12 protein-coding genes are annotated in these 13836 nt (G+C 64.8%); 2 read left to right on the forward strand and 10 right to left on the reverse strand.

Features of this window, described 5'->3' with window-relative positions; all coding sequences use genetic code 11:
* Nucleotides 1-276 precede the first annotated feature (276 nt).
* Nucleotides 277-1773, reverse strand: a complete 1497-nt coding sequence (locus AC0L2V_RS16940; RefSeq protein ID WP_473520662.1) for a CoA-acylating methylmalonate-semialdehyde dehydrogenase — start codon at nt 1771-1773, stop codon at nt 277-279.
* A gap of 232 nt (nt 1774-2005) precedes the next feature.
* Here AC0L2V_RS16940 and AC0L2V_RS16945 point away from each other — a divergent pair, with 232 nt between their 5' ends.
* A complete protein-coding gene (locus tag AC0L2V_RS16945; protein WP_473520663.1) occupies nt 2006-2887 on the forward strand; it encodes a LysR family transcriptional regulator in 882 nt (293 codons plus the stop codon).
* A 95-nt stretch (nt 2888-2982) separates the two neighbouring features.
* Here AC0L2V_RS16945 and AC0L2V_RS16950 read toward each other — a convergent pair whose 3' ends face one another.
* From AC0L2V_RS16950 to rsfS, 8 genes are all read right to left on the reverse strand, one after another.
* Entirely contained in the window at nt 2983-4239 is a 1257-nt protein-coding gene (locus AC0L2V_RS16950; RefSeq protein ID WP_473513292.1) for a D-amino acid dehydrogenase, read from the reverse strand.
* 154 nt (nt 4240-4393) lie between these two features.
* A complete protein-coding gene (alr, locus tag AC0L2V_RS16955; RefSeq protein WP_473513290.1) occupies nt 4394-5545 on the reverse strand; it encodes an alanine racemase in 1152 nt (383 codons plus the stop codon).
* Nucleotides 5546-5634: 89 nt separating this feature from the next.
* Nucleotides 5635-6156 carry an RNA pyrophosphohydrolase gene (locus tag AC0L2V_RS16960; protein ID WP_473513288.1) on the reverse strand — a complete coding sequence of 174 codons (522 nt, stop codon included), beginning with the start codon at nt 6154-6156 and terminating at the stop codon, nt 5635-5637.
* 2 nt (nt 6157-6158) lie between these two features.
* Nucleotides 6159-7370: a divergent polysaccharide deacetylase family protein gene (locus tag AC0L2V_RS16965; protein WP_473513286.1), complete on the reverse strand. Its 1212-nt coding sequence runs from the start codon at nt 7368-7370 to the stop codon at nt 6159-6161.
* A 130-nt stretch (nt 7371-7500) separates the two neighbouring features.
* Nucleotides 7501-8826: a S41 family peptidase gene (locus tag AC0L2V_RS16970; protein WP_473513284.1), complete on the reverse strand. Its 1326-nt coding sequence runs from the start codon at nt 8824-8826 to the stop codon at nt 7501-7503.
* Between the two features lies 1 nt (nt 8827).
* The gene (locus tag AC0L2V_RS16975) at nt 8828-10234 is read right to left on the reverse strand and encodes a murein hydrolase activator EnvC family protein (RefSeq protein WP_473513282.1); all 1407 of its coding nucleotides are present in this window, start codon (nt 10232-10234) and stop codon (nt 8828-8830) included.
* A 146-nt stretch (nt 10235-10380) separates the two neighbouring features.
* Nucleotides 10381-10863, reverse strand: a complete 483-nt coding sequence (rlmH, locus tag AC0L2V_RS16980; protein ID WP_473513281.1) for a 23S rRNA (pseudouridine(1915)-N(3))-methyltransferase RlmH — start codon at nt 10861-10863, stop codon at nt 10381-10383.
* Nucleotides 10864-10944: 81 nt separating this feature from the next.
* Nucleotides 10945-11322: a ribosome silencing factor gene (rsfS, locus tag AC0L2V_RS16985; protein WP_023800052.1), complete on the reverse strand. Its 378-nt coding sequence runs from the start codon at nt 11320-11322 to the stop codon at nt 10945-10947.
* Nucleotides 11323-11562: 240 nt separating this feature from the next.
* Between rsfS and AC0L2V_RS16990 the strand changes: the two genes are divergently transcribed.
* A complete protein-coding gene (locus AC0L2V_RS16990; RefSeq protein ID WP_473513279.1) occupies nt 11563-12417 on the forward strand; it encodes a mechanosensitive ion channel family protein in 855 nt (284 codons plus the stop codon).
* Between the two features lie 21 nt (nt 12418-12438).
* Here the strand turns inward: AC0L2V_RS16990 and AC0L2V_RS16995 are convergent, their stop codons facing one another.
* A complete protein-coding gene (locus tag AC0L2V_RS16995; RefSeq protein ID WP_473520664.1) occupies nt 12439-13734 on the reverse strand; it encodes an MFS transporter in 1296 nt (431 codons plus the stop codon).
* Nucleotides 13735-13836: the final 102 nt, after the last annotated feature.

Here is a 13836-nt window from a genome sequence, read left to right on the forward strand (position 1 = left end):
CGGTCAGCAAAAAGGCCCGGTTTCTGGCCGGGCCTTCTTCGTCTTCAATCATTAAATCTGGAGCTGTTTGTCGACTGGCTAATTCATCGTCGGGATGACGAACTCGGCCCCGTCCTTCACGCCTGCCCGCGCGCCCGCAGCCGAAGGCGAGGACGCGCAGGACAAGCAACCGTCCGGCTAATTCATCGTCGGGATGTCGAATTCGGCGTCGTCCTTCACGCCTGCCCGCGCGCCCGCAGCCGAAGGCGAGGACGCACAGGACAAGCAACCGTCCGGCTAATTCATCGTCGGGATGACGAATTCGGCGCCGTCCTTCACGCCGGACGGCCAGCGCGAAGTCACCGTCTTGGTCTTGGTGTAGAACCGGAATGCGTCCGGTCCGTGCTGGTTGAGGTCACCGAAGGAAGACGCTTTCCAGCCGCCGAACGTATAGTAGGCGATCGGCACCGGGATCGGCACGTTGATACCGACCATGCCGACCTGGACCCTCGAGGCGAAATCGCGGGCGGCATCGCCGTCGCGGGTGAAGATGGCGACGCCGTTGCCCATTTCGTGATCGTTGGCGAGCTTGATTGCGTTCTCGTAGGTCGGCGCACGCATTACCGAGAGCACCGGCCCAAAAATCTCTTCCTTGTAGATGCGCATATCGGCGGTCACGTTGTCGAACAGGCAGCCGCCCATATAGTAGCCGTTCTCATAGCCCTGCATGGAAAAGCCGCGCCCGTCGACGACCAGCTTGGCGCCTTCCCTGACGCCGATGTCGACATAGCCCTTGACCCGTTCCAGCGCCTGCGCCGTCACCAGCGGGCCGAAATCGGCGGACGAATCCGTCGAAGGGCCGACCTTCAGGCTTTCGACGCGCGGCACCAGCTTTTCCATCAGCCGATTGGCGGTATCGTTGCCGACCGGGACAGCCACCGAGATCGCCATGCAGCGCTCGCCGGCAGAGCCGTAGCCGGCGCCGATCAGCGCGTCGACGGTCTGGTCCATGTCGGCGTCGGGCATGATGATCATGTGGTTCTTGGCGCCGCCGAAGCACTGCACGCGCTTGCCGGCCGCGCAGCCGCGCGAATAGATGTACTGGGCGATCGGCGTCGAGCCGACGAAGCCGATGGCCTTGATATCGGGATCATCGAGGATGGCGTCGACCGCCTCCTTGTCGCCGTTGACGACGTTGAGAATGCCCGCTGGCAGGCCGGCCTCGATGAACAGCTCGGCGATGCGCATCGGCACGCCCGGGTCGCGCTCCGAAGGCTTCAGGATGAAGGCGTTGCCGCAAGCGATAGCAGGCGCGATCTTCCACAACGGGATCATCGCCGGAAAATTGAACGGCGTGATGCCGGCAACGACCCCGAGCGGCTGGCGCATCGAATAGACGTCGATACCGGGGCCGGCGCCGTCGGTGAACTCGCCCTTCATCATGTGCGGCGCGCCGATGCAGACCTCGACCACTTCCAGGCCGCGCTGGATGTCGCCCTTGGCGTCAGCGATGGTCTTGCCGTGCTCGCGCGCCAGAATGTCGGCCAGCGCATCGTATTCCCGGGCGACCAGTTCGAGGAATTTCATCAGGACGCGCACGCGCCGCTGCGGATTGGTCGCCGCCCAGCCGGGCTGCGCCGCCTTGGCGTTCTCCACGGCTGCGCGCAGCTCCGCCTGCGAAGCCAGCGCCACGGTGCCGCGCACCGTGCCGTCCATCGGCTGCATGACGTCCTGCTTGCGGCCGCTGGTCCCGGCGACACGCTTGCCGCCGATGAAATGACCGTAGTCGATCATGGTCTCTCTCCCTGTATTTGTGATGCGGCATTGTCCGCCTTTGCGCCGCCGATGGCAACGCGAGCGAACACGCAACCGTTGTGCGGTAAATAGAGTGCGAGCGACGCCTGTGCATCAATTGCCGCAAATGATAGGGATGCAGGTCCCTTAGCGGCAAGGATTGAGAAATTGAGTTCCTTCGCGCCCCGTTCCACGGAACGCAACGTCGACGATTGTCATCCGGACCCTCCTCATGAACTGGGATGACGTCCGCATCTTTCTGGCGGTGGCGCGTACCGGCCAGATCCTCGGCGCGGCCAAGCGGCTGGAGCTGAACCACGCCACAGTATCGCGCCGCGTCGCCGCGCTCGAGGATGCGCTGCGCACAAAACTCTTTCGCCGGCTGACCACCGGCAGCGAGCTGACGCCGGCGGGCGAGCGTTTCCTCGACATCGCCGAGCGCATGGAAGGCGACATGATTGCCGCCCGCGCGACCGTCGCGGGCGAAGGTGACGACGTCTCCGGCACCGTGCGCATCGGCGCGCCTGATGGTTTCGGCGTCGCCTTCCTGGCCAAACGCCTCGGCGCGCTGACGACGCTTCACCGTGAACTCACCATCCAGCTGGTGCCGGTGCCGCGTTCCTTCTCGTTGTCCAGGCGCGAAGCCGACATCGCCATCACCGTGGAGCGACCGACGGAAGGCAGGCTGGTGGCGGGAAAGCTGGTCGATTACACGCTCGGCCTGTTCGCGTCCCGCGCCTATGCCGACGCGCATGGCCTGCCGCAGACGCCGGCCGAGCTCGGCCGGCACACGCTGATCGGCTATGTGCCGGACCTCATCGTCAGCCCCTCGCTCGACTATGCGGCCGAGTTCAGCGCCGACTGGCGCACGAGCTTCGCCATCTCCTCGGCGCTCGGCCAGGCCGAAGCGGTGCGCTCCGGTGCCGGCATCGGCATCCTGCACACCTTCGTCGCCCACTCGATGCCGGAACTGGTGGCCGTCGACATCGTCGCGCCCATCCGCCGCGCCTACTGGCTGGTCTATCACGAATCGGTCAGGCCGCTGCGCCGCGTCCAGATCGTCGCGAGCTTCATCTCCAGGGCGGTGGAACGGGAGCGAAGCCTGTTCGTCTGACGATATTTTCTCTGACGCGGCGAGGTGTGCTGGAGCCTGATGCCGAGTCACGCGGCAAGTTCCTCAGCTCAAATGCGTGAAGAATCCTTCCGATCCTACCGCTGGTATCGCTCCGGTCCGAGATCGCGGACATCGATGTCCGGCACCCGGCTGGAAATGATGTCGGCCAGGACCTTGGCCGAGCCGCAGGCCATGGTCCAGCCGAGCGTGCCGTGGCCGGTGTTGAGATAGAGGTTGGAAAACTCGGTGCGGCCGATCAGCGGCGGCCCGTCCGGCGTCATCGGCCGCAACCCGCACCAGAAGGTCGCCGACCGTATGTCGCCGCTGCCTGGAAAAAGGTCGCCGAGCGAATGTTCGAGCGTGCGCCGCCGCGATTCATGCAGCGTCAGGTCGAAGCCGGAAATCTCCGCGGTGCCACCGACCCGGATGCGATCGCCGAGCCTGGTGATCGCCACCTTGTAGGTCTCGTCCATCACCGTCGACACCGGTGCTGCGGCAGCATCCTTGATCGGCACGGTGATAGAATAACCCTTGACCGGATAGACCGGGATAGGTCGTTTCAGATAGCGCATGAATTTGGCCGAATAGCTGCCCATCGCCATCACATAGGCGTCGGCGGCCTTCCATCCCTTGCTCGTATTGATGTTGGCGATCTGGTTGCGCTTGCGCACGATGCGCCTGATCGACGTGTCGTATTCGAAGGTGACGCCGCGCGCTGCGCAGAGCTCGGCCAGACGGTCAGTGAACATCTTGCAGTCACCGGTCTCGTCGCCCGGCAGCCGCAGGCCGCCGACGAACTTTTCACGGATCCCTGCCAAGCCCGGCTCGGCCGCGATGCAGCCGTCGGGATCAAGGATCTCGTAGGGAACGCCATATGTCTTCAGCACCTCGACATCGCCGGCTGTGCCGTCGAGCTGCTGTTGCGTGCGAAAAAGCTGCAGCGTTCCCTTGCTGCGCTCGTCATAGGCGATGCCCGTCGCCTCGCGCAGCGCTTTCAGCGTGTCGCGGCTGTATTCGGCCAAAGGCACCATGCGCGCCTTGTTGACTGCATAGCGCTCGGCCGTGCAGTTGCGCAGCATCCTGACCAGCCATACCCACATACGTGGATCGAGAGTCGGCCGCACCACCAGAGGCCCATGCTTCATCAGCAGCCATTTGATCGCCTTCAGCGGGACGCCGGGACCGGCCCAGGGCGAGGCGTAGCCTGGCGAGATCTCGCCGGCATTGGCAAAGCTGGTTTCCAGCGCCGGGCCCTTCTGGCGGTCGATCACCGTCACTTCATGGCCGGCCTCGGCCAGGTAATAAGCAGTGGTGACCCCGATGACGCCGCCGCCCAGCACGAAGATCTTCATCGCATAGCTCTCCAGAACGATGTCTTGTCAGCGGGCGCATCGTGGCTTTCTGTCTGCCGGATTTTACCGCGTCCGCCAAGTGCCCAAGCATGTCGCCCAAAAGTAGGCAGGAGGTTTTGGGACGACGACACATGCCTAAAAAAAAGCCCGCGCGCTATCCATTCACATAGCGCCGGTGAAAGCGGTGTCCGAGGCTGGTCAGGATTTCATAGCCGATGGTGCCGGCATGGCCGGCCGCCTGGTCGACCGTCTGCGACGGACCGATCAGTTCGACGAGGTCGCCCGCCTTCAGCCTGCCGGGCGGCAGGGCCGAAATGTCGAGGACGATCGAATCCATCGACACACGGCCCAGGAACGGCAAGCGCACATTTTCGAACCAGGCGGCCGAGGCCGCACGTCGATGCCAGCCGTCGGCATAGCCAAGCGAGATCGTTGCGGCGATCAGCGAATCGGTGACGTGAAAAATATGGCCATAGCCGACGCCGGCTCCCCTCTCGAGGCTGCGCGTCTGGATGATTTTTGCTTGAAGCCGCACCACCGGCAGCATCGGATTTTCCTGCGCTGGCGTCGGATTGATGCCGTAGAGCGCCGCACCGGGCCGGGCAAGGTCGTAGTGAAAGGACTGCCCAAGAAAGATGCCGGAGGAATTTGCGAGCGAGGCCGGCGCCTTTGGCAGCATCCTTCGCAGCCGCTCGAATTCCAGCCGCTGCTGCTCGTTGGCCGGATGTCCGGGCTCGTCGGCGCGCGCGAGATGGCTCATCACGAAGATGACGTCGATACCGTCGAAAGCTTGCGGGTCGGTAGCGACGGCCTCCACCTCGGCTGCCGCCATGCCGAGCCGCGACATGCCGCTGTCGACCTGGATTGCAGCCCTGAGCTTGCGGCCGGCCCGCTGCGCCGCCACGCGCCAGGCGGCGAGCTGGCCGGCGCTGTTGATGACCACGCCCAGCTCCGCTGCGACGGCTTCGCTTTCGGCGCCCGGCTGAATGCCGTTCAGCACATAGATCGCCGCCCGTGCGCCGAGCGCCTGGCGCAGCAAGGCACCCTCGGCCAAATGCGCGACAAAAAAAACAGCGCAGCCTTCGGCCGCCAGCGCCGCGGCCACCTGCGGCCCGCCGAGCCCGTAGCCGTCGGCCTTGACGACACCGGCGCAGCCGACACCGCCCAACCGCGCCTTGAGCCGCCGGTAATTTTCGCGGATGGCGCTGAGATCGACGGTCAATATGGCGCCGGCCGCCGCTTCGCTGATCGGCGCGGCTTTGACGGCGGCCCTTTCGGAAAGAGATTTTTTGGAAGTGCCGTTCATGCCAATCCCGTCTGCAGCGGATTGGCCATCAATAAGGCCACCGCGCCGACGCGGCAACCGTGGTTGGCGCGAGCGCGGCTTGCGCCAAGCTACGCAACCAGATGCCGGAATGCCGCAACCACATCCTCATAGACCTGACGCTTGAACGGAACGATCAGGTCGGGCAATTCCTCCATTGGTCGCCAGGCCCATCTGTCGAACTCGGCGGTGTGGCCGCCCGGCGGCGGATTGATCTCAATCTCGCTCAAATCGCCGTGAAAGCGGAAGGCGAACCATTTTTGCGTCTGGCCACGATACTTTCCCTTGAAGGCGATGCCGACCAGATGGGCCGGCAGGTCGTAAAATATCCAGTTTGGCGCCTCATCCAGCAACGAGACGCTGCGCATGCCGGTTTCTTCGTAGAGTTCCCGCTGTGCCGCCTGCAGCGGCTCTTCGCCCTTGTCGATGCCGCCCTGCGGCATCTGCCAGAGCTGCGTCGTGCCGGCGAATTCGCTGTCCGGCTCGGCAATGCGATGCCCGACCCAGACCAGCCCGTCTCCGTTGAGGACCATCGCTCCGACGCAGCGACGATAGGGCAGCGTCTCGGGGTCGACCGGTTTTTTCTTCGCCATGCTCAACCTTTTTCCGGATCCACCGCCACCGCCGAAATCGGCACGATCTCGATGCCGCGCTTCTTGGCCTCGATCACCCAGGACGACACGGTGTCGACCGTCAGGTCGAAGGCCGAGCCGATGCCGACGGCAAAGCCTTTCGCCCGCGCGGTTGCTTCCAGTTCGTCCAGCTTCTTCAATATGGCGCCGCGGTCGCGCACGGCGTCGATCGACGTGTCGCCGGCGGCGAACGGCACACCGTTCTTCAACGCCAGTTCGGGCGCCAGGCTGCGTGCCGACGAACCGTCGTCGACATAGGCCAGGCCGCGCCTGCCAAGCTCGGCCATCAGCGGCCCCATCGCCGCCGCATCGGCCGAAAAACGAGCGCCCATATAGTTCATGACGCCGGTGTAATTGGTCGTCCGCGACAGCGCCCAGCGCAAATTCTCCAAATTCTCGTCGGGTGTCGCCACGACCGTCAGCGTGTTGCGGCCGGGATTGACATTCGGATAATCGAACGGTTCGAGCGGCACCTGCATGACGATCTCATGGCCGCTCTGCCGCGCCGCCTGCATCCAGCGGCCGATGCTGTTGCCCTGCGGCGCGAAGCCCAGCGTCACTTCGGCCGGCAGCTTGGCGATGGCCGCCTGCGTGCCGGTCTGTGACACGGCAAGCCCGCCGATGACGATCGCCACGCGCGCACCGCGCGCACCGGACCACGGTCGCGCATAGACATCGAATGGCCGCCTGCCGTCGGCAGCACGAACCGGCAACGGACCGGTTTCGCCGGACTCGACCAGCGCCCTGTCGGGAATATGCGCGATCCTCAGGTTCTGGCCGGTCGTCGAAGGGTCGTGGATGACGATGGCCCCGGGTGGACCGTCGCCCGCTTCGGCCTGCATGTGGATGATCTGCGGCCCGCCGGTCTTGGATCCGCTTGCCTTGGACCCGCCCGTCTTGGGTATGCTCGCCTTGGATGCTGCTTCGGCCTTCGGCGCCGGTTCAGTGACCGGCGCTGCGGGTTCGACCACGGCTGTCGCCATCGGCGTCGAAACGGCGACTTCTTCCGGCTTTCGAAACGGCCTTTCACGCAGCGCAATCGCCCCGGAGACGCCGATCACGGCCAGCACCACGACAGTGGCCGCGAGCACGCCAGCGCTGATCCTGCGGGCCGCGCGCGGCGGCCGGACGGCCTGCCCGAGTGGGCGTTCGATGTCACTACCGATGTCAGCCAAGCCGCATCCCCAGCCGCGGTCCCCGAATCAAACTGCCGAGGCCTTGCGGCCCCGGCAGCATTACATCGCTTCGATCAGGCAGCCAGACCTGTTGTCCGGCCGATCGACTTTTACTGGTTCAGCACGGCCCCTACTGGTTCAGCACAGCCTTGTCCGGATTCGGCGGGAACGCCGGATCGGTCTTCTCGCCGCGCAGCAACTGCTGGGCGAAGATGAGCTGCAGATCGTCCTTCGGCTCCGGCGGCACATAGGCTGCCGAACCTGAACCGGCATCGCCCTCCTCGCTGCCCTTGATGTGGCCCTTGAGGTCCGACTCGCCGCGCGTCAGGTCCCTGCCCTGCAGGTCCGGCGGCAACGGCTGGTCGACCTTGATGTCGGGCGTGATGCCCTTGCCCTGGATCGACTTGCCGGACGGCGTGTAATAGAGCGCCGTCGTCAGGCGCAGCGCGCCGTTCTCGCCGAGCGGGACGATGGTCTGCACCGAACCCTTGCCGAACGACTGCGTGCCGACGACCGTGGCACGGCGCAGATCCTGCAGCGCGCCGGCGACGATTTCGGACGCACTGGCCGAGCCGCCATTGACGAGCACGACCAGCGGCTTGCCGTCGATATCGTCGCCCGGCCGCGCATCGAAGCGGGTGACGTCCTTCGGATCGCGGCCGCGCGTCGAGACGATCTCGCCACGGTTGAGGAAGGCGTCGGACACGCTCACCGCCTGATCGAGCAGCCCGCCCGGATTGAGGCGCAGATCGAGCACGTAGCCCTTGAGCTTTTCCTTCGGCACCTGCTTCTCGATGGTATCGATGGCGCTCTCGAGATCATCATGGGTCTTTTCGGTGAAGGAGGTGATCTTGATGTAGCCGATGTCGTTCTCGACCCGGAACTTGACCGCCTTGACCTTGATGATATCGCGCACCACCGTCAGTTCGATCGGCTTGTCGGCGCCCTGGCGCAGGATGGTGAGCTTGATCGGCGTGTTGACCAGCCCACGCATCTTCTCGACCGCATCGTTGAGGCTCAGGCCGCGAACCTCCTCGCCGTCGATCTTGGCAATATAGTCGCCGGCAAGCACGCCCGCCTTGGCAGCCGGCGTATCGTCGATCGGCGTGATCACCTTGACCAGGTCGTTCTCCATGGTGACCTCGATGCCGAGGCCGCCGAACTCGCCCTTGGTCTGCACGCGCATGTCCTGCGCCTCTTCGGCGTTCATATAGGAGGAGTGCGGGTCGAGCGAGGTAAGCATGCCGTTGATGGCGTTTTCGACCAGCGACTTGTCGTCGGGCGGCGTCACATATTGCGCCCGCACCCGCTCGAAAATATCACCGAAGATCGCCAGTTGCTTATAGGTCTCGGAGCCCGCAGCGTTCGCCGTCGAGCCGGGCGCGCCATAGACCAGGCTCATCGCGGATGCGCCCATCAGCGCACCGGCAAACAGAAGCGACAGTTTCCGCATCATCTCACGTCCTTCCAGACAAACGGTCCGCCCACCATGGGGTCGGATCGACGGGTTTTCCATCCTTGCGGAACTCAACATAGAGTTCCGGCGTGGCATTTCCATTCTTCGATGCCGAGGTGCTCGCCACCCGGGCCTCTCCCATCGCGCCGACCGGCTCTCCTGCGAGCACCGACTGGCCAGACGCGACGCTGATTCTGCTCATCCCCGCGAGAACGACATGATAGCCGTCTCCTGCGTTCAGGATCAAGAGTTGACCATAAGAGCGAAAAGGTCCCGCATAAAGCACATTTCCGTCCGCCGGCGCGGTGACGATGGCTCCCGATTGTGTCGCAACCATGTCACCGAGCATCACTGCGCCGTTACCGTCGCTGGCCCCGAACCGCCGTTTGATCTTGCCGGTGACCGGCAACGCGATCTGCCCCTGAAGCGCCGAAAACGGCGCCGCGGCGGTGAGCCGGTTGGCTTCCGGCACCGGCAGGGCCGCCAGTTCCGTCTGTTCCGGGGCCTTCTGTGCCGGAGCCGTCTGCGCCGGGGCCTTGTCGGCGCCCGCTGCCTTCTGCTCCGCGGCTTCCTGCTCCGCGGCTTTCTGCTCGGCTGCCTTCTGCTCGGCTGCCTTCGCCGCGCCCGCGGCCTTGCGGGCCTTGTCGGCCTCGAGCGAGGCGATCAGTTCCTTCAGGCTGCCGGCCTTGGCCGCCAGTGCCGCGGATCGCTGCTTTTCCGCCGCCAGGGCCGTTTGCGTCTCGGCTTCGAGCTTCTGCTTGGCTTCGAGCAGCATGCCGAGCCGCTTCTTTTCCGCCGTCTGCTCGGCGACTGCCGCCGTCAGCCGCGCCCGCTCCGCCTCGATCGAGGCCGTCACCCGTGACTGCTCCTTGAGTTCCGCCAGCAATATCTCGGTCTGCTGGCGCAGTTCCGGCACCACGGCGCCGAGCAGGATGGCGCTGCGCACCGACGACAGCGCGTCCTCAGGCTTGACCAGGATGGCCGGCGGCGGATTGAGCCCCATGCGCTGCAGCGCGGCCAGCACCTCGGCCAGAACGTCGCGCCTGGCAGCCAGTGAGGCACGGATTTTCTGCTCGTCGCTCTTCAGCCCTTCCAGCTTGGCGCCGATGTCCTCGATGTCCTGGCCGAGCTTCTGCTCGGTCATCGCCGACTGGATCAGCGCCGCGGTGATCGAGGCATGGTCCTTCTTGACAGTCGCCATGTCGGCGGCGAGCCTGGCCAGCCGCTCCGACGACAGCGTGATCTCCTGCGATATCCGTTCGTATTCGGCGCGGCTCTGGTCCGGGTCGGGCGCCATGTCGAGCCTGCTCTGCGCCCGCGCGGCACCGAGCGACAGCATAAGCACCGCCGCTGCCAAGCCGCAGCCTGCGCGCCAAAAGCCCGTTCGCGATTTCCAACCTTCAGCCATTGAAGCCCGACTTTATGCGTGGCTTCGTTAACGAACAATCAACCATGTTCGAGAGCCCGCCGACCGAAAACAGCCTCGTGACGCATTGAGGCGAAAATCCGGGCGGCTCACGCCAATCCACCGGTTTCGGTCGAATCTGCAACGGCTCACGAGCGATGATAGGGATGGCCGGACAGGATTGTGGCCGCCCGGTAAAGCTGCTCGCCCAACATGACACGGACCAGTTGGTGCGGCCATGTCGGCGCACCGAACGACACCATCAGGTCGGCCTGATCGCGCAGCGACTGGTCATGACCGTCGGCGCCGCCGATGGCGATGACCAGCGCCTTGCGGCCGCTATCACGCAGCAGGCCGATGCGCCCGGCGAAATCCTCGGAGGAAAAACTCTTGCCGCGCTCGTCGAGCAGCATCAGCGCGGCACCAGGCTGCAACTGCGCCTGCAGTTTCTGGCCCTCTTCGCGGCGACGCTCGTTGGCGGTCTGGGCGCGGCCCTCCGGGATCTCGACGACCCCTGAGAATTCGAGCCCGACGGCCGGCCCGCTCCTGGCGAAGCGCTCGAAATACCGGTCGGCGAGCAGCTTCTCGGGGCCGGCTTTCATCCGGCCCACGGCATGAACGGTGATTTTCATCCCTGCCTCGAAGAGCCGCTAATGCATGTCACCAAAAGTGGTCACCGGTTTTGGTAAACGACATGCATCAACCGATACGGCTCAGTGGAGGGTCTCTTCCTCGAGGTCCGGCGCCTGCCACATCTTTTCGAGATTGTAGAAGTCGCGGACTTCGGGGCGGAAGACATGGACGATGATGTCGCCCGAATCGATCAGGACCCAGTCGGCGCCGGCCAGTCCCTCGACGCGCGCCGTGCCGAGCCCGGCATCCTTGAGCGCCTTGAGGAGATGATCGGCGACAGCCGAGACATGACGGTGCGATCGGCCGGACGCGATGACCATATAGTCACCGAGGCTCGATTTTCCCTGAATGTCGATTGAGACGATGTTTTCGGCCTTGGAGTCTTCCAGACTGGCAAGGACTGTCTTGATGGCGCGGGACACGGCGTCGTTTACGCTGATCCCGGCCGGCGAAGGCACGATGTCGGCCTTCTTCCAAAGTGCTGTTCTCAGTGTATTTCCTTTCGCAGCAAGAACAACCAAATCACCCTTCAAAGCAGGTGACACCCTTAGATAGGCAGAGTTGCGTTGCAGTTTCAAGACGGCAACCCTACCGTAGCCAACGACGAACCGTTCTTCCGGTTCCGCAGTTGAAGAAAAATCGGAACTCTTGCCGCCTGGCGAGGGTTATCGGCGCATTGACCAATCGGATCCCCCCTCATGCCTGTCGACCCTCAGAACGCTCTCCTCACCGTGCAGTCCGGCCTTGCGCAGCTCAGCGCTCTGATCGTCTCGTACTCGTTCTCGGCCATCGGCGCCGTCATCCTGCTGGTCCTCGGCTATATCGTCGCCGGCCTTGCCCAGCGCTCGATCTACGCCGGCCTCGGCCATATCCATGGCTTCGACACGACGCTGCGCCACTTCTTCTCGCGGATCGTCCGCTACGCCATACTGATCCTCGTCGTCGTCATGGTGCTCGGCCAGTTCGGCGTCCAGACGACCTCGATCATTGCCGCCATTGGCGCCATCGGCCTGGCCATCGGCCTGGCGCTGCAGGGCACGCTGCAGAACATTGCCGCCGGCATCATGCTGCTGGCGCTGCGGCCATTCCGCATCGGCGAATATGTCGAGGTCGGGGTCATTTCCGGGACCATCGAGGAAATCGGGCTGTTCGCCACCACGCTGAGAACGGTCGAAGGCGTTTACGTGCTCGCTCCCAATTCGACGCTGTGGAACCAGCCCGTCCGCAATTATACACGCAACGGCATCCGCCGCGCCGATATCACCCTGACCATCGGCTCGTGGAACGATATCGATCTCGCTCAAAAGACCATGCTGGGCGTCGCCGCCGACGAGCGACGCGTCAGGCGGGAGCCGGCGCCGATTGCCTTTGTGGCGACCGTCGGCGACAGCAACGTCGCCATCACCTTGCGCTACTGGACCTCGGCTGCCGATTTCTTCGCGACCCAGATCGATCTCACCAAACGCGCCAAGCAGGCCTTCGACAGCGAAGGCATTTCTATACCCGCGCCACCACCGGAAGCACCGCGGCAGGAAGCCGTCACCAGACAGTGAGACGATCGATTCCCGGCATAGCTATTTATCCGCGCGGCGCTGCTCTTCGGACGGAAAGGCAAGATCGACGGGCAGCGGTGCCTGCGCGCTCATCGGCGCGAAATTGCCGGTCTCGGCGGCGGGAACAGGCGACATCGCCACCACGCGCCACAGCACGAACAGGCAAAAAACGGTGGCAATGACGACGGCCACATGGATGAAGGCCTGGGTTCCGTAGACGGCGGAAAGCCCGGTCACGATGCCGGGCACGATGAAGCCGGACAGCGACCACGCGAACAGCAGTGAACTGGACAGCGCCACCATGTCGTCCTTGCCGGCGCGGTCGGCGGCATGTGCGCTGGCCAGCGAATAGATCGATTCCGACGCGCCGGCCCAGACCACATAGATGACGACCAGCGCCGCCAGCGCACCACCATCGAAGCCCAGCGCGAACAGGCCCGCCACCATGGCAAGCGCCGAAGCGGCGACCAGCACAAAGCGGCGGTCGGTGCGGTCGGAAATCCAGCCGAGCGGGATCTGCAGGATCAATGTGCCGATCGGCATCGCCGACAGGAGCAGTGCCACATCGGCCTGGCTGTAGCCCTTGGCCGTGGCATGGATCGGCGCAAAGCCTGAAATCGTCATCGACAGGCCGCCGACGGCAAGCATGCCGGCGACGCCGACCGGCGAAATCCGCCAGGCCCGGCCAAGCGCCACCGACGCCGCCGGCGGCGGCGGCGGCTGTGCGAGCCGCGTCAACCCGACGGGGAGGATCGACAGCGCGGTGAAGGCGATGCCGACCAGCGGCGCGTCCGCTGCCCTTATGTCGATCAGCGCCAGTGTGGAGTAGCCGACACCGAGCCCGGCGACATAGGCGACGTAGAAGAAGGCCATGACCCTGCCGCGTATGGCGTTGGCGATGACGTCGTTCAGCCAGCTTTGCGCAACGATGAACAGGCCGCATATGGCAAAGCCGTAGAGCGCGCGTGCCGCGATCCACGACAGCGGGTGCGGTCCGGCCCCGACGGCGGCGTTCGACAGCACGATCAACGCCGACAGCACCATGAATGCGCGCGCATGGCCGACGCGTCGTACCAGCGGACCGGTCAGGATGCAGCCTGCCAGGCCGCCGGCCGAGAGGCCGGTGACGATCAGCCCGGCCCAGGTCGGATCGAAGCCCTCGGCGCCGAGCCGGACCGGGATATAGGCGAACATCAGTCCGTTGCCGACCGCTACCAGCGCCATCGACAGGACGACGCTGGCGATGGCGATCGCCGGGGCCGGCGGGCTGCCCTGTGCCGGGTCGCGTCTGGTCTGGTTTCGTTCGAGAATCGCCATGCCCGCGCAGGATCGCTCACGGACCGAGGAAAGGCAGCCGCAAATGCGACATCGCCCGACTTGCCTTCTCCCCTTGTGGGAGAAGGTGGATCGGCGCGTAGC

The sequence above is a fragment of the Mesorhizobium sp. WSM4814 genome, assembly GCF_055811595.1.